This is a genomic window from Asticcacaulis sp. P4_H10 (assembly GCF_056400965.1).
In genome coordinates this window covers 349,813-368,868 of record NZ_JBFUKH010000003.1, presented here as the reverse complement: position 1 = coordinate 368,868, position 19,056 = coordinate 349,813, and the positions used below count along the sequence as shown (strand labels likewise).

The 19,056-nt window shown below is 58.5% G+C and carries 16 protein-coding genes; 9 read left to right on the top strand and 7 right to left on the bottom strand.

The features are described from left to right. Nucleotides 1-126: 126 nt before the first annotated feature. From AC1DON_RS07965 to AC1DON_RS07955, 3 genes are all read left to right on the top strand, one after another. Nucleotides 127-726 carry a hypothetical protein gene (locus AC1DON_RS07965; protein ID WP_476934246.1) on the top strand — a complete coding sequence of 200 codons (600 nt, stop codon included), beginning with the start codon at nucleotides 127-129 and terminating at the stop codon, nucleotides 724-726. A 275-nt stretch (nucleotides 727-1,001) separates the two neighbouring features. After that, a complete protein-coding gene (locus AC1DON_RS07960; RefSeq protein WP_476934245.1) occupies nucleotides 1,002-2,255 on the top strand; it encodes an epoxide hydrolase family protein in 1,254 nt (417 codons plus the stop codon). A 39-nt stretch (nucleotides 2,256-2,294) separates the two neighbouring features. Continuing rightward, entirely contained in the window at nucleotides 2,295-3,365 is a 1,071-nt protein-coding gene (locus tag AC1DON_RS07955) for a winged helix DNA-binding domain-containing protein (protein WP_476934244.1), read from the top strand. A gap of 3 nt (nucleotides 3,366-3,368) precedes the next feature. Here AC1DON_RS07955 and AC1DON_RS07950 read toward each other — a convergent pair whose 3' ends face one another. The 3 genes from AC1DON_RS07950 to AC1DON_RS07940 form a co-directional block, all read right to left on the bottom strand. Then, a complete protein-coding gene (locus AC1DON_RS07950; RefSeq protein WP_476934243.1) occupies nucleotides 3,369-4,031 on the bottom strand; it encodes a helix-turn-helix domain-containing protein in 663 nt (220 codons plus the stop codon). Nucleotides 4,032-4,180: 149 nt separating this feature from the next. Then, nucleotides 4,181-5,578 (bottom strand): Gfo/Idh/MocA family oxidoreductase, encoded by a 1,398-nt coding sequence (locus tag AC1DON_RS07945; protein ID WP_476934242.1) that lies wholly within the window; start codon nucleotides 5,576-5,578, stop codon nucleotides 4,181-4,183. A gap of 46 nt (nucleotides 5,579-5,624) precedes the next feature. Then, nucleotides 5,625-6,437, bottom strand: coding sequence for a 3-keto-disaccharide hydrolase (locus AC1DON_RS07940; RefSeq protein ID WP_476934241.1), 813 nt, complete (start codon nucleotides 6,435-6,437; stop codon nucleotides 5,625-5,627). A 415-nt stretch (nucleotides 6,438-6,852) separates the two neighbouring features. Here AC1DON_RS07940 and AC1DON_RS07935 point away from each other — a divergent pair, with 415 nt between their 5' ends. Both AC1DON_RS07935 and AC1DON_RS07930 read left to right on the top strand, forming a co-directional pair. Then, a complete protein-coding gene (locus AC1DON_RS07935) occupies nucleotides 6,853-7,986 on the top strand; it encodes a sensor histidine kinase (RefSeq protein WP_476934240.1) in 1,134 nt (377 codons plus the stop codon). A 311-nt stretch (nucleotides 7,987-8,297) separates the two neighbouring features. Further along, nucleotides 8,298-8,798, top strand: a complete 501-nt coding sequence (locus AC1DON_RS07930) for a GNAT family N-acetyltransferase (protein WP_476934239.1) — start codon at nucleotides 8,298-8,300, stop codon at nucleotides 8,796-8,798. Between the two features lie 114 nt (nucleotides 8,799-8,912). Here AC1DON_RS07930 and AC1DON_RS07925 read toward each other — a convergent pair whose 3' ends face one another. Next, nucleotides 8,913-10,031: a hypothetical protein gene (locus AC1DON_RS07925; protein ID WP_476934238.1), complete on the bottom strand. Its 1,119-nt coding sequence runs from the start codon at nucleotides 10,029-10,031 to the stop codon at nucleotides 8,913-8,915. Between the two features lie 138 nt (nucleotides 10,032-10,169). Between AC1DON_RS07925 and AC1DON_RS07920 the strand changes: the two genes are divergently transcribed. After that, nucleotides 10,170-11,120, top strand: a complete 951-nt coding sequence (locus AC1DON_RS07920; RefSeq protein WP_476934237.1) for a hypothetical protein — start codon at nucleotides 10,170-10,172, stop codon at nucleotides 11,118-11,120. A gap of 70 nt (nucleotides 11,121-11,190) precedes the next feature. Here the strand turns inward: AC1DON_RS07920 and AC1DON_RS07915 are convergent, their stop codons facing one another. The 3 genes from AC1DON_RS07915 to AC1DON_RS07905 form a co-directional block, all read right to left on the bottom strand. Then, nucleotides 11,191-14,355, bottom strand: a complete 3,165-nt coding sequence (locus tag AC1DON_RS07915; protein WP_476934236.1) for an alpha-L-rhamnosidase — start codon at nucleotides 14,353-14,355, stop codon at nucleotides 11,191-11,193. A gap of 271 nt (nucleotides 14,356-14,626) precedes the next feature. Next, a complete protein-coding gene (locus AC1DON_RS07910; protein ID WP_476934235.1) occupies nucleotides 14,627-14,845 on the bottom strand; it encodes a hypothetical protein in 219 nt (72 codons plus the stop codon). Between the two features lie 110 nt (nucleotides 14,846-14,955). Further along, on the bottom strand, nucleotides 14,956-15,513 hold the full coding sequence (locus AC1DON_RS07905) for a response regulator (protein ID WP_476934234.1): 558 nt from the start codon (nucleotides 15,511-15,513) through the stop codon (nucleotides 14,956-14,958). 348 nt (nucleotides 15,514-15,861) lie between these two features. On the opposite strand from AC1DON_RS07905, the gene AC1DON_RS07900 reads away from it, so the two are divergent. From AC1DON_RS07900 to AC1DON_RS07890, 3 genes are all read left to right on the top strand, one after another. Continuing rightward, complete coding sequence (locus tag AC1DON_RS07900; RefSeq protein WP_476934233.1) at nucleotides 15,862-16,605, top strand: helix-turn-helix transcriptional regulator; 744 nt, start codon at nucleotides 15,862-15,864, stop codon at nucleotides 16,603-16,605. Between the two features lie 547 nt (nucleotides 16,606-17,152). Then, nucleotides 17,153-18,634, top strand: a complete 1,482-nt coding sequence (locus tag AC1DON_RS07895; RefSeq protein ID WP_476934232.1) for a methyl-accepting chemotaxis protein — start codon at nucleotides 17,153-17,155, stop codon at nucleotides 18,632-18,634. Next, nucleotides 18,627-19,025, top strand: a complete 399-nt coding sequence (locus tag AC1DON_RS07890; protein WP_476934231.1) for a helix-turn-helix domain-containing protein — start codon at nucleotides 18,627-18,629, stop codon at nucleotides 19,023-19,025. Before AC1DON_RS07895 ends, AC1DON_RS07890 begins: the two co-directional genes overlap by 8 nt. Nucleotides 19,026-19,056: the final 31 nt, after the last annotated feature.

Genomic DNA, 19,056 nt, shown 5'->3' with positions numbered 1-19,056 from the left:
CTGGAAAACTATCTTCCGCTGTCCTACCGCACGACGAAGGAGCGCGATTATATCCGTTTCCTCTGAGAAGCCTTCAACAGCAATGTTGAGCACGGCAAATACCAGTTCGCCTTCCTTGCCTACCACATGTTGGTGATGAGCTTTGTCTATTTCAACATTTGGCAAATTAGGCTGATCCGTCCTGGCCCCTTCGAGACAGCAATGGTGGGGTTTAATAAGGAAGTTGAAAAGGACCTGATGAACGCGACCTCGCCGTTCGTGTTCAGTGCGGTAAATGAGCGGTCGGTGCTGCGGTTCCTCAAGCTGATCCAGTGCGACAACGCCAAGATCGGCACCTACGTTAAGCTGGTTGATGAGAGAAACAACACCGCCCATGCCAACGGTAACATCTTCTTCAACTCCGAAGACGAATTAGACCGAAAAGTGCGTGACGTGTTGCGCACGGTGCAGGAAATCCAGCGCCATAGTTCCTTGGCCATTGGCGAGGGCTACAAGGCCTTTCTGCTTACCTCGCAAGACCCCGAGGGACGCGAATATACCGACGAGGCCCAGCAGATCGAAGAGGTGCTGGTGAAAGAGTTCTACATGTCGGCCAGCGACATCGCCTTTTGCCGCGATTACGATATCAGCGGGCTGGCGGATGAACCAGGCTTCCCGGCGATCCAAGCTCTGCATCAGAAACTCGCTAACCTTTACCCGCCAGAGGAGGACGCAGAGGCTGCATGACAAAAGCTTTGCTCCTGCTGGACAGTCACTGACGTCCAATATCTCAGAGAAAGCGATAAAAGCTTATCTCTAATCAGGTTATCCTGTGAGCCACTGTAGAGCAATATGAGCATTTCCGCTTGCGTCGATGCCAGCGCCCTCGCCTGACATCCATGCCGCCGGTCGGATTGCGGTCCATTCTGCTGACCCCACCCCCGCAAAATCCGCGTATTTTTACAATCATCCTGAGGTCTCCGGCCCTAGACTGCGGTCATCGAAAAAGAGGCTGGAGCCCGATGAACCGCCGCCAATTTACCCAATTTCTGACCGCGACGGCCTTCCTGGGCGGCATCAGCGCCTCTTCCGCACATCCCAGGGAGACCACGGCCATGACGAAGCCCGCACCGTACCGCATTTCGATCCCCGAAGAACAGGTGACCGACCTGAAGGCCCGCCTCCAGCACGCGCGGTGGCCGGTTGAACCCGATGGCGACAGCTGGGAACGCGGCATACCCGGCAGCTATCTCCGCCGGCTTGCCGTCAGCTGGCGCGCCTTCGACTGGGCCAGGCATGAGGCGGCAATCAATCGCTTCGACCAGGTCCTCTTCTCCTATGAGCACCAGGATATCCATGCCTTCCACGTGCGTTCGCCCGAACCCGGTGCGGTGCCGCTGGTCCTGCTGCACGGCTGGCCCAGTTCCGGACTGGAGTACCTGAAGGTTTTCGAGGCGCTGGCCAACCCGGTCGCCCATGGCGGCAAGGCATCCGATGCCTTCCACGTGATTGCGCCGACCATGCCGGGCTTCGGCTTGTCCCCTGCCGCCACGACCGCCGGCTGGAGCATGGGCAAGGTCGCCGAGTCGGTCCTCGCCCTCGTCTCGGCCCTCGGCTATGACCGTTTTGCCGTTCATGGCACCGATATGGGCGCCGGCGTCGCGGGCGAGGTCGATACCCGTGCGGCGGGGCGTGTCATCGGCCTGCACACCGGAACGGACAGCGATACCGCGGTCGCCGTCGCCTCGTTCATGAAGGACGCCGCACTGGCACGCGGCGATCTGAGCGCGGCGCAGAAGGCCGATCTTGCCAAACGGTTTGCCGGCATGGACAATCGCAACGGATATGTCGCCATTCAATCGTCGCGGCCCAAAACGCTTGGCTTTGCACTCAACGATTCCCCCATTGGCCAGCTGGCCTGGATCGCGGAGAAATTCGCGGCGTGGACGGATCCGGACAAGGCCCTGATCGAAGACGCGGTCGACATCGACCAGTTCCTGGCCATCGCGTCGACCTACTGGTTCGGTGGTGGCGGCGCCGGATCGGCGCATGCCGTCTGGGAGAGTTTCAGGGCGATGGGCTGGGGTGCCCAGACCGCCACGCCGAAAGGCGTGATCGCATTCAATGCCGATGACCTGACACGCCCGCTTCTGGATCCGCAGAACGCCCTGAGCCATTGGACGTCCCGCTCCGACGGTGGCCACTTCCCCGCGATGGAACTGCCCGATGTGCTTGTCGCCGACCTGCGCATGTTCTTTTCGCAGCTAAGGGCGTAGATCATGGACGGCGCGTCGCCAAACCTGGCAGAGGATACAATGTCATTTGATACCGCACGGATGCGTTGCCATAACCAGCGCCTGGTCGGCGCCCGGCCTGCCTCCGCGGCACAGGTCGTCGAGTGGTTCGGCGCAATCCAGGCTCAGGATTTTGGCGCAGCACTTTGGGCCGTCGGACAGCGATCACAAGGACTGACCGCCGAAGACGTGACCCGCGCGATTGCGGACAAGGAGATTGTCCGCACCTGGCCCATGCGCGGGACGATCCACTTCGTCCCCGCAGCCGATCTGCGCTGGATGCTTTCGCTTACCGGCGCCCGCGAAAATGACCGCGTCCGCTCTCTGCTTCGCGGCCTAGGACACGGACAGGAGACGCTGGATCAGGCCCGCAAGACCCTCGAAGCCGCCCTGGCCAACGGCCCTCGGACCCGGCCGGAAATCTATGCGAAACTCGAGCAGGACGGAATTGCGACGACAAAGACCGTAGGGATTCAAATTCTCACCTTCTGGGCCCAATCGGGTTTGATCTGCCATGCTGCGCATCACGGCAAACAACCGGCCTTCGTCCTCCTGGATGACTGGCTGGCGCCCGGAAAATCCAACCGGCCCGACCGCGATATCGCGCTCAAGACCCTGGCCGTGCGCTACTTCCAAAGCCACAGTCCGGCTACGGAACGGGATTTCGCCTGGTGGACCGGGCTTACCCTGACCGTGGCGCGTGAGGCGATCCGGCTGGCGGGCGGCCTGCTGCATGAACGGGTTGTCGATGGCGTGCCGTTCCTGTCGCACGTCGAGAGCCAGCCCCAGACAGACCCTGACGGCGACGTGCTGCGCCTCCTGCCCGCCTTCGACGAAATCCTGGTTGGCTACAAGGATCGCTCTGCCTACGACCTTCAAAGCGGCGCATCGGACCCGGCACTCACGCTTTTCAGCCCGACAATCCTGCTGAATGGCCGGCTCGCCGGCGCCTGGCAAAAGACGCTGGGGTCAAAATCCGGCCGTGTCAGCTTTGAATTCTCATCCGGAGTGGACGCACGCTGGCGCACGCTGCTTGATGCCGAGATCGCACGGCTGGGTCACTTCTGGGGCATGCCCATCACCGCGTCCTGACCGTCAGATCTTGTGAACAGCCTCGAGGTTCGAAGGCAGGTGGCCCATGATCTTCTTGATGGATTTGATCATGTGGGGCTGGTCCGTATAACCGAGGTCGGCCGCCACGGTCACCGGCTTGTCGCCGGCCTTCAGGCGGCGCACGGCCTCCTGCGCACGGCGGATCAACTGAAAATCCTGTTGGGTGATGCCCGTGACCTTCTTGAAATGCTCCTGGACCGATCGCTTCGACGCTGCCTTTGGATTGGCGGTGAAGGCCTTGGCGACGACGTCATCGGACCGCAGGCGCCCGGCGGCGAGCATCCTGTCCGTAAGGTCTTCGGCGTTTTCAAAGCTGGGTAACGGCAGCGCAACGCCATTGAGAATAAAGCGATCCTGCTCCACCGGCAGGAACTGCAACGGCGCCTTCGCACCCTCACTGACATAGACATGCGCAGCAAAGGAGATAACGACGCCGTACTCGCCCGCCACATAGGGAACGTCGACGGGTTCCTTGCCTTGTCCGGTCAGGAAGACAACGGGATCCTGGCCGGGTATCACGCGGAAGATGAGGTCCCATGACCCGTCGGGCGTCGCCTTGTAAATCCCATCCGTCAGGCAAACGGTCTGCCAGACCGTGTCGATCCATGGATGGGAAGAACTGCGCCGTGAATGTTTCTGGGTCATGGTCGCGGGGTCAAGCCTGCAATTGCCAACGAAATCAATGCATGCGAAAACTTCAACAAAATGCTGATTAAAAAAGCATTCTCGCTGATTACTTAAGCCTGCTCTGCAACGATGCAATCGGTCCAACCCGGTGCCGACGGCATCTGCCTCTAAAGCTTATAATATTGTTGCCACGCTTTACGAGGCTCATCGCCGTGCAGGAGCGCGTTTGCCAGCTTATTGTTGGTGATCCGCCGGGTCTTGTTGTCAAACACTACAGCCGTATTCAGGCGTTGCGCAATGACACCCAGCGCCATCGCCTGGCACAGCGGCCCGGCGATCGCGAACCGCGACCGGCAGACCTCTTCGCCCTTCGCCGCGCGGACGAAGTTGAGAAAATGATCGGACGGGCTCTTCGGAACCTCGGGCAGGGATTTGAGGATATCGCTGGCCCGCGATCCGCCGATGATCTCCATTTCGCTGGCGTGGGAACCGCCCTTCAGGATCACGCCGTCGCCATAGATGACCTTGCCGGGCGCCAGCTTCTTCGTTTCGATGGAACCCGAAGTCGGCGGCGGAATATTGGGATCGACCACGGACGCGCCGAAATTGTCCGGCAGCGGCGGATAGTTCTGCTGACCCTCATACCAGGTCAGTTCCACCGGCGGCTTCTTGCCGCGCGCCGGGAAGCTGAAGCGCAGGGTCGAGTTCTGCGGGAACAGGAAGGCGCTGTGGCCCTGGGTATAGATCGGCGCCACTTCGGTCGGCAGCCCCAGTTCAAGGAATTCGTGGGCGTTATCAAAGATATGCGCGCCCCAGTCACCCAGGGCGCCGTTGCCGAAATCGTACCACGACCGCCATTCGCCGATCATGTAGCCCTGGTTATAGGGGTGCGTTTTCGCCGTCGCCAGCCAGGTTTCATAGTCAAGGCCAGGCGGCACCGGCTGCGCCGGCAGAAAATCGGTAAAGGCCTTGCCGTGCCACCGCCGGGGGCTGTTCATGAAGGCGGTGATCTTCGTGACGTCGCGAATAATGCCGGCCTTGACCCAGGCATCGAACTGGAAATAGCCCTGGCCGGAATGGCCCTGGTTTCCCATCTGCGCGGCCACCTTATATTTCTTTTCGGCATCCATCATCAGCTGGATCTGACGGAAGCTGTGGCCCATCGGCTTTTCACAATAGATGTGCTTGCCTGACGCCATGGCCTGCATCGCGATCGGAAAATGCGAAAAATCCGGGGTGGCGATGCTGACCGCGTCGAACTCTTTTCCCATCTGGTCGAACATCTGGCGGAAGTCGTGGAACTTCCGCGCATTCGGAAACTGAGTGATAATGGCCTGCGTCGCCGGTGATCCCATGTCGGTGTCACAGAGCGCGACGACATTGACCAGGCCCGTCGCCTCAAGGCCTTTTATCACATCGACGCCGCGGCCACCGATGCCGCAGCACGCCAGGTTGACCTTCTCGTTGAGGCCCCTTGCGCGGACGATTGCCGGCATGGCCACCGCGCCCAGTGTGGCCGCTACGATGCCGGACGCAAACGCGCGGCGATCCATCGATCCAGTCATTTCATGCCTCTCCTGTTCAACCGTTTTTACACGCCTGCGGCTGCGATTATTGCGCCGGCAGTTCGCGGAGTTTTATATTGCGGAAAGATACCGTATTGCCGTGATCCTGCAGCAGGATATGACCGTCACGCCATTCGCCAAAGCCCGGAATCGCGCTGAACTTGCTTTGCTTCACGGCGTCACGGAACGCCTCGGACCCGCGCACAAAGGACACGGTCTGTTTGCCGTTCAGCCAGAAGGTAACCGTGTCGCCCTGCGCCACGATCCTGGCATTGTTCCATTCCCCTGTGGGGTTGACCCGCTTGTCCTTCGGCGCCGGAATCACGTCGTAAAACGACCCGATCGTCCGGTTGCCGTCCCTGCCGAGCTTGGCATCCGGATGCAGGGCGTCGTCGAGAACCTGGAACTCCATGCCGATGCCTGAGCCAACCTTGACGGGTTTGCCGGTGAACTTGTCGATCGGCGACAGGTCGGACTGGGCGAAGATCTTGATGCCGCTGTTGGCGCCGGGCGTGATCCTGAAATCGACCTTCAGTTCGAAATCGGCATAGCGTTTCCGGGTGATGATATCGCCCCCTGCGCGCCCCTCCTCGCCGCCCTTCTCATGGATGGTCAAGGTGCCGTCGCACGCCGTCCATCCCGATTGTGGAAACGTGTCGCTGTTCAGGCTTCGCCACTGGCTCAAATCCTTGCCGTCCCACAACAGGGTCCAGCCTTCGGACCGCTCGGCCGCCGTAAGCCTGTTTGATGTGTCGCCCGGTACCGGCTTGCAGGCCGTCTCGGCCACAGCCGCCGATGCCATGCCGGACGCGCCCATCAAAACCGCGAAAGCGAGTGGGAGAAGACTAAATCGCGACATGGCGCTTCCTCTTTATAGTGTATGTAGTGGACTTACCAATTGGCATGCGTCGCGTCAACTGGCCCGACCATATGTCGGGTCATGATGTCGACTGCTGCGCGACACCACATTCATCGGAAAGATCAGAGTCGGCCGATGGTTCAGGTGGTAGGATAACACAGCAAGGCGGCAGGTGTGCGTTCAGTCAACAGGGCGAGTATACGCCTGGCGGGCGGAGACAACGGTTAGCCCTGGCCAAAGTAAATCAGCACTATCTATCGCGCCAAATAGGAGTATGAGTAGAAAATCGAGTTCATTCCCGCAAATATTTCGTCTTGTTCTCATCGTTCAAAAGGATCGCTCAACTTTATTTTGGGAACGTGCTCTTAATGGCTAAGACCGGAAATACCGGTGTACTCACGTCCTGGTATGTATTATGCGCCTCGCCGACTTCATCCGCGACAACCCCGCTCCCATAATCAAGGAATGGGAAAACTTCGCCAAGGCTTTCGTGCCTGCGGCCGAGACAATGGGGCCGCTGGCCCTTCGCAACCATATTCGACAAATCCTCGCCTTTATCGCAACTGATATCGAGACCGTCCAATCCGAACAGGAGCAAGTGGTCAAGTCGCACGGCGACAAACAGCGGGGCCAATACCCTACTGCCGCTGAGGCCCATGCCGCCTTGCGTCACGACGGCGGCTTCAACATGAACCAGATGGTGTCGGAGTATCGCGCTCTTCGCGCCAGCATCGTAAAGAACTGGGAAGCCTCGGGTCCGGAGTTTACCCGTGAGGACGTCTACGACATGACGCGGTTTCATGAGGCGATCGATCAAGCCATGACCGAATCGATCCACGATTATTCTAGAAAACTGGAAACCTCTCGCGGCTTGTTTCTGGGCATCCTCAGTCATGACCTGCGCAATCCGCTGGGTGCCATTTCCAATTCGGCGGAACTGACTGTGCGCCTGGGCGGCATCAGTGAACGTCAGGAAATGCTGCAAGGGCAGATCGGCGACAGCGCCGAACGCGCGCTCGACATCGTCGATACGCTGCTGGACCTTACCCGCTCGCGGCTCGGGACAGGCTTTCCGATCATCCGGGACACATGCGATCTGAACTATGTCAGCAAGCAACTGATCAACGAGATGGAAAGCCTGCACCCCCATCGCAAGTTCGTGCTCGAACTGTCGGGTGATCTCGATGGTTCATGGGACAAGGCGCGTCTGGGACAGGTCATTTCCAACCTGCTCGGCAATGCCGTGCAATATGGCTTCTACCGCTCGCCCATTACATTGAAGGTTGAGGGCCTCGCACAGGAAGTCGTGCTGTCCGTGCATAACGAAGGCATTCCGATCACCCCCGATGCGCAGGCCACTATGTTCGAAGCGCTGACCCGAGGCGACGTTGTCAAACCCGCCAACGAGTCGGCGGTACCCGTCAACCTCGGGCTTGGCCTTTATATCTCAAAGGGGATCGTCATCGCCCACGGCGGCACGATCGATGTTACTTCGACCGAGAGCGAGGGCACGACTTTTACCGTCCGGTTGCCAAGGCTGGCCAGTTAGGGCGATATGACAATCCAGTTCCGCCGGCCCTGGTCCAGCCGTGGATGGTCGAGCGATCCAGTATGGCCCCGAGCCCCCGCATAAAATCATCCACCGACGCTCCAGAGCCCAGAGAATCCGCTACTGCCGCTGCAATGGCGGTCGAACCGCAGGGCACGCAGATCTGAAGTAAAAAATTCCCTGCCCTGGGACGGGGAATTTGCAGCGCCTGAATGACCATTTGCGCCAAAAGCACACGTCGAACAAGGTGCGGCAACGCTGGCTCCGGCGCGCACGTTGACGCTTCGGATACGATCGATTACGACCGTGCCATGACCCGCCTTGTCACGCCACGGCTCATCCTCCGGCGCGCCCGGACGTCTGATGTCGACGATCTCCACCGCGTATTCAGCGATGCGGATGCCATGCGCTACTGGTCTCGCGGGCCTCACGCGGAAAGATCGGAAACCGGACAGTGGATCGACTCGATGATGCAGGCGCAACCGCACCAGAGCGACGACTTCATCATTGAGCACGCGGGCCGGGCCATCGGCAAACTCGGCGCCTGGGAACTGCCGGAGATCGGGTTTATCCTGTCGTCGGACTATTGGGGTCAGGGCCTGGCGTCCGAAGCCATGAGCGCTTTCGTCACCCATATATTTGAGCGCCCGGACGTCCTGAAACTGACGGCTGACGTCGATCCGCGCAACACAGCGTCACTGACATTGCTGAAACGGCATGGCTTCACGGAGTCCGGCTACGGGCACGCGACGTGGAATACCCATATCGGTGTTTGCGACAGCGTCTACCTTGAGCGGCAACGCGACGCGTGACGGTTAAACCGGGGATTTCGGTGGCAGGATATTAATTGCAGGATCGATATTCATTCGGCCCTTCTCAGACTGACAATAACGCAATTGATATCCTATCACCGAAATCCCGTGACGCTACTCGACGATCTCCATCTCCAACATCCCAGCCACGTCGATCTCGACCTCGAAAGACATTCCAAACGGCAGCTTGGGGCGCAATTTTGTCAGCGTTAAATATTCACCGGATACCTGGGTGTCCTCAATCCACATCGCTGCTCGAATGAAAACCTCTCCATCCATCTCGATGTCTGTAGGCGTTTTAGGACCCAACAGATCGCCAACCATTGCCCCTTTTGCAATGAGGAACTGTTTTGTCGCTTCTAAGATGGTCGGCTTCTCCGGGTCACGCGACAAAAACTTTTCGTTTGTGACCACCGTAATTCGGTCTAGGCCCAGCATTTTCATTGCCTCGGCGTTGTTTTTCGTTGCGCCCAAAAAATCAGCATATGCAGTGATGCGGCCATCCTCTCCTCGTTCGACAGCACCCGCGGTAACTCTGAGATCGAAGTTCTCGCGCAGAAATTCGAACTTTTCATCCAACTGGGCGATCAGCGGAAACTGCGCCTTGATCATTTCCGTCACGTCGTTGCCGTCAGCGAAAATGCGATAAGAGTAAGCGGTCAAATCATACCTCCCAAAGCCAAGGCGCATCGACGATGCAAGCCCGTCGCACAACTTCATTTTTCGGTCGTAGGCGATACGGCAATTCTTCTCGAGGCAAGCTGGACCGAGGATGTTCTCCAACTCATGAAAGCGAGCGTTTATTTCAGCGATTGGTATTTGAACAATTGGATCTGCTTTATGTCCGGACAGGGTTTCGAAAACGAGAACTTCAATGCCGTTGCCAAGGGCGAAGAAATTCGCGCCAATTTGCGAATGGGCTGCATAAGAATGCCCCTGCTCGACTTCAGCAATGGTTATCGGCACGCGGCCCGCCTTGGCCTCGACAATAAAACTGCCCCGTGCCCCCATTAAGCCTGCCCGGTAATCGGGAAAGCCCAAAGGAACATCTTTTTTCGATCTGTGGCCGATGTGGATATAAGGATACTCTAGCTTTTGCTCGAGCTTGACGTAGACACCATCGGCACCTGGATAGCCCAGAGCCCGAAGTATTGGATCAAGTATGTGAAACCGAACCTCGGCCTCGTTGTAATCTGGCGCCGCCGCAATTGCCGCCTGAGAAATTATTTCCATTTCTTATCCTAGTACTCACAGTCCAGGGACACTCTGGCTCGACTCATGTATAGTTAGACGGTAGCATGGGATGGGTGCATGCAACCAGGGTGCAAGGTTTCACGCACGTCGCGCTGATATAGAGCCTAAGAGATCGCCGTGTTCACAATTTCAGAGACCCTTCAAATAAATGCCGTAATCTGGATACGGTCGTTGCCGGAAGAGCAACGAGGCCCCTCAAACCGCATCATCGAAGACCTGATCCCTCATTGCGTGATGAATCGACTCCATTTCGAGCAACACGAGGTGAAAACGACACAGGAACTAGACCTGATCCTAAGTAGGACGGCTTCAGCCGCTGTCGTTGGTTTGCGACCCATAATTCATTTTGATGGGCACGGCTCACCTGATCACGGCCTGAGACTATCAGCGACCGAAAGCTATAGCTGGCCAAGACTGGCAGACCAATTACGGATAATCAACCGAGCGACTCAAAACAATCTCAGCTGTGTATTTGCGACATGTTATGGCTACCACATTTGTCGCCAGATCAGCCTTTCGCAAGCAACACCGTTTTACCTTTTGTTGGCACCGCCAGAAATTGTTCACGAAGGCTTTCTCGAGGCACAAACCATGGCGTTCTACCGCCGCGCTTCGGAAAGTTCCAACATAACGCGTGCCTATAGGGAAACTCTATCCAAAGAAATGATGCTCTATCATTGCCAGGGCCTGTTTCTCGAGAGCCTTGCGACCTACGTGGCGCAATCCTGCACTGGCGAGGCAAAGCGGTTGCGATTCGAGGACACCCTCACTCGATCACTCGATCACCACGGCATCGCTAAGGCCAACCGACAACAACTCCGCAAGCACCGCGGTCACATCAAAAAGGGCCTTAAACCTGGCCAAAAGATCATAAATCATTATGCCCCCACGTTCCTGATCGGCCGAACACCTCAGTTTAGCTACCAAGATGTGTCAGTGATCGCTAAACTCCCGAGCAGAGCTACCCGGCTTCGAACCACAGTCAACGCCAGCGGACGCCCAGAGGTCCAGATTGATCGGCTGCCAAGCGGTGCCCGATTTTCTGAGACGGATTTGAAACCTGATTAATCGGCAACGCCTGAGATAGAAACCAACTTACAGGATTGATTTATTGTGACATTCTCAGCCCACGACAGGCTCAGAGTTTCACGGCGAAATCGTAGTCGCCCGACCCGGCTTCAAGCACGACGCGTCCATCGCGCACGCCCAGCGACCGCAACGCAACGGGCCGGCCGTCCTCACGGATACGATCCAACGCCGGCGCCGGCAGGTGGACCTCGGCGTGGCTGTTGGCCGGCACGCGGAGCTTGAGCCTGAAACGCCCCTTGCCCAGCGTCCAGTCGGTCGAAATCCGGCCGGGCATGGCGTCGTAGTCCGCCCCGCCGGATGCGATGCGCGCATCCAGCACCGGATTGACGCGAAAGCGGCTGAAACCGGGCGCAATCGGATCAATGCCGGCGATGCGGCGATAGACAAAGCCGATCACCGCCCCCAGGGCATAGTGGTTGAACGAATTCATGGTGACGTCGCCGGCATCGCTGTTCCAGCGCTCCCACGTCGTCGTCGCCCCCTTCATCACCATATAGCCCCAGGACGGATAGTCCGTCCTGAGCAACAGGTCGTAGACCGTGGCATCAAGGCCCGCATCGGCCAGGACGTCGAGGCTGGCCGGCGTGCCCAGGAACCCCGTCGTCAACAGGTTGCCGCGCCGCACGATGTTGTCGCGCAGCCGGGCCGCCAGCGCAGGGCGCAGATCCATGGGCACCAGGTCGTAGTTCAGGGCCAGGATGTAGCCCGTCTGGGAGTCGTTGCCGACCGTCCCATCCGGCCGGACATAGGTCTTCACGAAGGCCTCGCCGATCCTGGCGGCCATGGCCGCAAAGCGTTCCGCCGCCTCGGTCCGGCCGGTGGCCCGCGCCATGTCGATCATGGCGTCGGTCGAATGCTTCCACATCGCCGTGCCGATCAGGTCCGGTGGTGTCGTATGGTCGCCCGGCCAGCGCGAATCCAGTGCCAGCCAGTCGCCGAAATCCCAGCCGTGCCCCCTGGCCCAGATATGGTTGTCGCTGTGCGCCTCGATAAAACCGATGTAGCGCGTCATCGCCTCCCAGTTCTGGTCGATTATGGCCGTGTCGCCATAGCGCTGCCACGCCGTCCAGGGCAGGATGACACCGGCATCGGCCCACCCCGGCGAGGCTTGGTCCGGCCCGGTGTCGCGCATCGTGTTCGGCGCGATGAAGGCAAAGGCGCCGCCCGGCCACTGCGCATCGCGGACATCGGCCATCCAGCGCCGGGTAAAGGCATCGACATCCATGTTGAAGGCCGCCGCGTCCCAGAAGACGTGCGCGTCGCCCATCCAGCCCAGGCGCTCATCGCGTTGCGGACAGTCGGTGGGGATCCCCATGAAGTTCGATTTCTGGCTCCACAGGCTGTTCTGCCACAGCTTCTGGATAATGGGGTTGCCGATGCGCAGGTGGCCGGTTTCCCGCAGGTCGCTATGGATGACGATCCCGGTGACCTCGCCTGGTATGTACCCTGCCGGCAAGCCGGATATCTCGACATAGCGGAAGCCATGATAGGTAAAGCGCGGCTCCCAGGTCTCGCCTATCGGATCCCCCTTCAGCACATAGGTGTCCACGGCGCGGGCGCCGCGCAGATTGGCCTGGTCGATACTGCCGTCCGCCTTCAGCATCTCGGCGTATTTCAGCGTAATCGTCTGCCCCGCCTGCCCCTTCACCCGGATCCGGACCCAGCCGGCGAAGTTCTGGCCGAAATCGATAACCCACGCGCCATTCATCGCCGTGACGGCCAGCGCCTTCAATGCCCGTATCCGCCGTATCGGCGGGCTGGTCGTGGCTTCCAGCCGCCCGGTGACCGGCGGCGCGATCCGCGCGGGCGCCCACCCTGCCCCGCTTGCGAAACCCGGCTCGGCCCAGCCGGGCTGTTCCAGACGCGCGTCGTAGTATTCGCCGTCGTAGATCTCGGCCTTGACCACCGCCGATGCACTGAGCGTCCAGGCTTCGTCCGTGGTGACCGTCTGCACCTGTCCGTCGGCATAGGTCAGCTCAAGCTGGGCGATAAGGCGCAGGGGCGCTTCGCCGAACGCAAACCGTCCGAACGGGCCGGTATAGCTGCCGTACCAGCCATCGCCGACCATGGCGCCGATGGTGTTGGCGCCGTCCCTCAGCATCTGCGTCACGTCGAAGACGCGATAACGGATCGTCCTGGCGAAATCCATGCATTCGGGCGCCAGCAGTCCGTCGCCGACGCGCACGCCGTTGATATAGGCCTCACAGGCGCCGAGCGCGGTGACATACAGCCGGGCGCGCGCCACGGCGCCCTTGGCGGCAAAATCGCGGCGCATCAGGAAGGCGCCCTTGCCCGGCAAGGGCTGGTCCGTCCGCTGGGCGCGCGCAACGCCCTGCCACCCCGCGTCATCGAAGCCCGGCAGGTTCCAGCCATCGGGCTGCGTCGAGGACGCCCGCGCATCCAGGCCGCTGTAGCGGACCACACGGCCGTCGGCGACCCGGGCGCGAACCATCAGGGCGCATTGTGCTTCGCGGGTGGCCATGGCCAGGACGTGCGGCCCGGCCTTCAGCGCGACCGTGGTTTCGACGGCCGGTGGTGGTCCCCACGCCGTGGCCGGCCGCGGCGGCAACGCAACGGGCGCGCCGTCGATAAAGACCTGGTCGCCGCCCCCGGCGGTCATCATCAGCGTGACCCCGGCGTCAGCCGTCAGGGTGAAGCCGAGGCGGACCTGCTGCGTCTGGTCTTTCGGCGGCTTGCCGGCGGTTATCCAGTAAAACCCGGCCTCACGGTCACCGCGCATGTCGGCGTCTTCGGCCGCCAGCCATTGCGCGCGCCAGTCTTCGGGCGACAACAGGCCCATTTCCCAGCAGGCAGGCGTGCTGGTGGCCGTCCGGCCATGCGAATCCCAGACGGTGACCCGCCACGCCGCCCTCTGGCGCGACACCAGCGGCTTTCCGGCGTAGGTGATGTCGAACGTCGCGTCATCGGCAATGCGCCCGCTGTCCCAAAGATCGGACTGCCCGGCCTTCAGCGCCGCCTCTGACGAAGCGACCTCGACGCGCCAGGCGGTCTGTTTTGTGGCCTTGAGCGACGAAATCAGTTGCCATGACAGGCGAACATCCCGGCTTTCGACGCCCAGGGGGTCGGCGGCATTGTTCGCTTTCAGCCCCGCCACCCGAAGCCCGCTGCCGGTCCCGGCGGCAATGGCAGGCTGCGTCAGTGCGGCGGCCAGCAGCCCTGCGCCTGTAAGCGCACCCCGACGATTCACGGCCATGGTCTGTGTCTCCCGTTTCCGTTCTGGACGACATCGTCAGCAACCTGCCCTTCGTAGCGCCAGAATCGTCGGAGTAAAAGGACCAGCGACGCCGCAAGATGCAGACGGCCACAGCCGGGACGGGCGCGATCGGTTCGCCTGATGGCCCAAGGCGAAAGTCGCGGTTCTCGGTAACTGGACCGAAGCGGATGTGCGCGAATCTGTCGCCACGGCTGGTAGTGGCGTTCATCCTGCCGACAAGGGCGAGTTGTCCAATTTCAGCGATATGCCATTAAAGGTCTGAGGATATCACATGTGTCAGCCGGCTATCGCGCCTGGCCGACATTTCCAGCAGCATGGTCAGGCGGCCACTGATATGCCGTCGGTCGATACACCCGTCCAGATAGGCCAGAAGGCTCGACTGGATATAGGCCTCAAGCTGCCCGACCCGTCTCGCGGAATAGAAATTCGGCCATAGGGCCGCACTGGTGCAGGCAAGATGATGGCTCAAATTCGCGCATCCGTACCGGCCTGCGTCCATATCAGACAATAATAATGTAACCAAATGACGCGCCATAGCGGCTCACCAACCCTTATAAGAAAGCCCACTTCCGATAATAATTAGGCGGCATTGCCTTGCGGATAAGCATCATCCCCAGGGAGTGGCGAAACGGCAGGATCGGGTCTTGGCTCAGCCGCAACCTTGCGGCGCTCTTCGCCACTGTAATGCTTGTCTGTCTTCCGCCTGCGGTCAGGCCCGAAGTAGTTTAACGACTTCACGAATGGTCGCGGATGGTCAACCACGGAAACTATTTTACGGAACAGTTCGTTGGCGGTTACCGGCTTACAACAGATCTCGTTTGCTCCGGCGTCCCTTGCGCTCTCAACCCGGCTCTTCTCAGTATAGGCCGTCAGCATAATTATGGGCACGAAGCGATTACCGCTGTCGCTCGACTGCCGCACCAATTTGATGAAGTCGATGCCATCCAGCAGGGGCATCATGAAATCCACGACGACAATGTCGATGGCATCATTGTTCAGCTTATGAAAAGCTTCGGTCGCGTCGCGCGCCGTAAAGATCAGCTTCGCACCGAAACCGCGCAAGATGGTTTCGACAATATGGATCATGTACGCATTATCATCGACAACTAAAAAGCGTACCCGGTCAAGGCCTGCCATAACACCCCCTTGCACCGTCCACACGGACCACGGCCTGGGAACCGCCGCCGCCGCCCCAAACCAAATAACAAGTTATTCCAAAATGGAGGGCAATTGCTAACAATAGCCTAATCACTTGTCACAAGCGTGTAACCTTTCAGAAATCACAACGGAAATATCAATATTTATGACAGGTATTAACTATCCAAACACCGAAATCACCTACAGAAAAAGTATTTAGAACGCCAGGCGGCCCGCTTTGCAACACCAAACCCGTTCCACTCCCTCTGTCCGGCACCGCTTTTTTTGCAATCGCCCCCATCACGCGTTAGCATTCGCCACCGCTTCCGATTCACGTGGTCGATGTCAATGCCGTCCTATGTCCGCACACGCCTGCTGGCCGCGCGCGAATTCGCCATAAGCGAACTCGCCAACCTCCAGGCAAGCCATCCGGCTTATGATCCCGGCATCATTGAAGACCTGCGGACGATCATTCCTTTCGACTATTATTTCTTCAGCGGCGTGGATCTCGACAACTGCCATACAGGCGCAAACATCGTGTTGATGAGCGACATGCCCGAAGCGGGCGTGGCCGCCTATCATTCCTCAGGGTTGGTGCGGTCGGACCCCTTACTTACTCTGGTCACTGTGGAAAACCCGGACCTTGCCTGGTCTGAGGTGCCCGCTAAAGCCAAGGAAAAGCCGGAGGTCCGTGCGCTTGTTCGCCTGCTGGAACAACATCACATCCCCCCACGGATAATATTTTCACAATGGAATGAAGCCGGCGAACTCTACGGCACAGCGGGATACGCCCGCGCGGAACCGTTTTCAAAAAACGAAAAGGCAGTGCTATCGTGGTTTTCCCGCAAGATACACAAGGACCTGTCCGAACCTGTCCTTACCGGTTTTAACCAGCAGATCGGCCTGACAGCCGGAGAAACCGCCTGCCTCGAGCTGGCGTCACGAGGATTGACCAGCGAAGAGATCGGCCTAAAGCTGGATTTCAGCACCGAGACCGTGAACAGCTACATCAAGCTTATTGTCAAGAAATTGGGTGCGCGTAACCGGGGGCACGCCATCGCCGATGCCCTGCGACTCAAATTGATCCGCTAACCTGAAACCCCGTCCGGGTAACGAGACGGCACCGGCTATTTTTTTTTTGCAAAAAATTACATCATTCCTTTTCTTCCGGGAAGTTTTCCAACACAGACCAGATATTACAACCATAGAAGGCGCGAATACTTAAACCATGCCGCGATTATCGCATCAAAACTCGAATCTTACCGCATTGTAAAATTCTATTTACGATACATTAACTACCACCCTCCATTTTTGGATATCAGGCTTTGGTCTCGGAGGAGGGTAGAAGGTTGTTCGGAGGAGTGGTCCAATTTTCAGATGGCGTGAACATACGGTCGTTCGTCATCGGACTTGTTCCCGTTGATAAGGCCCCGAAGACAATTTCTCATCACATACGAATGGGCAAAGTCACGTCATCATCGAAAGGTCAACCACTTTGGAGATCGCGTCGATGGCGATTACGCCGTAACATTTCAAAGGAATAAGCACTTTGCATTGGATGCAGAGCCGCGTCTATAAAGCCCTATAAAATATAGGGAAATTAAGCTGCGAATGAGTGGAATAATCAGGGATAAAGCGGATGCTTTTTAGCCGTCACAGACAACAGAACGAGATCATAGGAGCGCTTAACGCTTCGCAAGCCGTTATAGAGTTTTCAATTGACGGGCGCGTCTTGAATGCGAACGACAACTTTCTGAAGGTGATGGGGTTCCGCCGAGAAGACGTTGTGGGAAAGCATCATGAAATGTTTTGCGATCCGGGATACGTACAAAGCCAGGAATATCGTCAGTTTTGGCGCGACCTCGGAGCTGGAATTTTTCAGTCCGATGCGTTCAAACGCTTTGCCAAGGGCGGCCGCGTTGTTTGGCTGCAGGCGACGTACAACCCGATAAGGGATAAGCGTGGCAAAGTAACAAAGATCATTAAATTTGCCTCCGATATTACAGATGCAAAGCTCCAGGCCATCGATTTTGCCGGTAAGATTCAGGCCCTTGATCGGGCCCAGGCGATCATCGAGTTCACCCCCTCTGGTGAGATACTCAAGGCCAATGAAAACTTCTTGAAGGCGCTCGGTTACAGGCTCGATGAAATTATCGGCAAGCATCATCAAATGTTTTGCGATCCTGCTTATGGCGGCTCTTCAGAGTACCAGCAATTCTGGAAAAGGCTGGCGGCAGGTGAGTTTATCGCCGAAGAGTTCAAACGCATCGGCAAGGGAGGACGCCTGGTCTATATCCAGGCATCTTATAATCCCGTTTTTGACGACACAGGTACGGTCGTAAAGGTAGCGAAGTTCGCGACTGACGTGACTGAGCAGGTTAACCGACGCTTGCGAAACGAGTCTATCGGCCGGGAAATTGACGGCGATCTGGACGGCGTTCTGGCCCAGATGAACGATGCCGGCCATTTGGCAACCAGCGCGTCCAGTGCGTCGACTCAAACCAGCGGCATGGTCAACGCCGTTGCCGCCGCGTCGGAGGAACTCAGCGCCAGCGTGCGTGAAATCGCCGAAAATATGACGACCGCCCGGGCCAGTGTCGAGGGTGTCTTCAAGCACGCCGAAAATGCCAATACGTTCGCATCGAGTTTGCAGCAATCCGCCGGAGACATGACCGGGATTGTCGAATTCATTCAAGGGATTGCGTCGCAGATCAATCTCCTGGCTTTGAACGCGACGATTGAGTCCGCGCGTGCAGGCGACGCCGGCAAGGGCTTCGCTGTCGTGGCATCCGAGGTGAAATCCCTTGCCAATCAGGCGGCCGCGTCAACGAAAACGATTGGAGCCGAGATCGAAAAGATTCAGACCGTCAGTACTGAAGTGGTTGGTGCCTTGACCTTGATATCGGGCTCGATGAATCAAGTTCTCGATAACGTAACCAGTGTCGCGGGGGCCATCGAGGAACAGCATGCGGTAACCGGAGAAATTTCGGGCAACATGAATTCGGCCGTTTCGGCTGTTTATGAAATCGAACAAAGTCTGGACCGCATAAATCGCGCTTTTGGCGCTGTGAAATCCGCGTCCGTCGGCGTCAAAAAGAACGTTGAGGAACTGGTTGCATAAGACGGCCCCCACCCCCCACCCGATTGATGTTCATGTTGGCCAGCGTGTTCGCGAACGGCGCCTGGAGCTGCGCCGTGGCCAACATTGGCTTGCCTCGCACCTCGGACTAAGCTTCCAGCAATTGCAAAAATATGAGCGTGGCAATAACCGCATCAGCGCGTCGAAGCTACATGAAATTGCCGTCGCACTTGAGGTTCCCATTGCGTATTTCTTTGAAGGCCTTGACGGCGATGGCGTCCCCGGAACAGTTTCATCAGACGCCAAACACCTTCCGTCCGCTACATCGCCCGAGGGCATCGAAATGCTGAACTATTTCGAGCGTCTTTCGGCGCAAGCACGAAAGGTCGTCGTAACTGCGGTGAAGGGGCTGGCGGAACTCCCCGTCCGCTGAACTGCCCTTTGCTACGAGAAATGGCGGACCG

Coding starts and splice junctions, on each gene's coding strand:
- AC1DON_RS07965 (WP_476934246.1), top strand. CDS start 127: ATGTTGGTGATGAGCTTTGTCTATTTCAACATTTGGCAAATTAGGCTG.
- AC1DON_RS07960 (WP_476934245.1), top strand. CDS start 1,002: ATGAACCGCCGCCAATTTACCCAATTTCTGACCGCGACGGCCTTCCTG.
- AC1DON_RS07955 (WP_476934244.1), top strand. CDS start 2,295: ATGTCATTTGATACCGCACGGATGCGTTGCCATAACCAGCGCCTGGTC.
- AC1DON_RS07950 (WP_476934243.1), bottom strand. CDS start 4,031: ATGACCCAGAAACATTCACGGCGCAGTTCTTCCCATCCATGGATCGAC.
- AC1DON_RS07945 (WP_476934242.1), bottom strand. CDS start 5,578: ATGACTGGATCGATGGATCGCCGCGCGTTTGCGTCCGGCATCGTAGCG.
- AC1DON_RS07940 (WP_476934241.1), bottom strand. CDS start 6,437: ATGTCGCGATTTAGTCTTCTCCCACTCGCTTTCGCGGTTTTGATGGGC.
- AC1DON_RS07935 (WP_476934240.1), top strand. CDS start 6,853: ATGCGCCTCGCCGACTTCATCCGCGACAACCCCGCTCCCATAATCAAG.
- AC1DON_RS07930 (WP_476934239.1), top strand. CDS start 8,298: ATGACCCGCCTTGTCACGCCACGGCTCATCCTCCGGCGCGCCCGGACG.
- AC1DON_RS07925 (WP_476934238.1), bottom strand. CDS start 10,031: ATGGAAATAATTTCTCAGGCGGCAATTGCGGCGGCGCCAGATTACAAC.
- AC1DON_RS07915 (WP_476934236.1), bottom strand. CDS start 14,355: ATGGCCGTGAATCGTCGGGGTGCGCTTACAGGCGCAGGGCTGCTGGCC.
- AC1DON_RS07905 (WP_476934234.1), bottom strand. CDS start 15,513: ATGGCAGGCCTTGACCGGGTACGCTTTTTAGTTGTCGATGATAATGCG.
- AC1DON_RS07900 (WP_476934233.1), top strand. CDS start 15,862: ATGCCGTCCTATGTCCGCACACGCCTGCTGGCCGCGCGCGAATTCGCC.
- AC1DON_RS07895 (WP_476934232.1), top strand. CDS start 17,153: ATGCTTTTTAGCCGTCACAGACAACAGAACGAGATCATAGGAGCGCTT.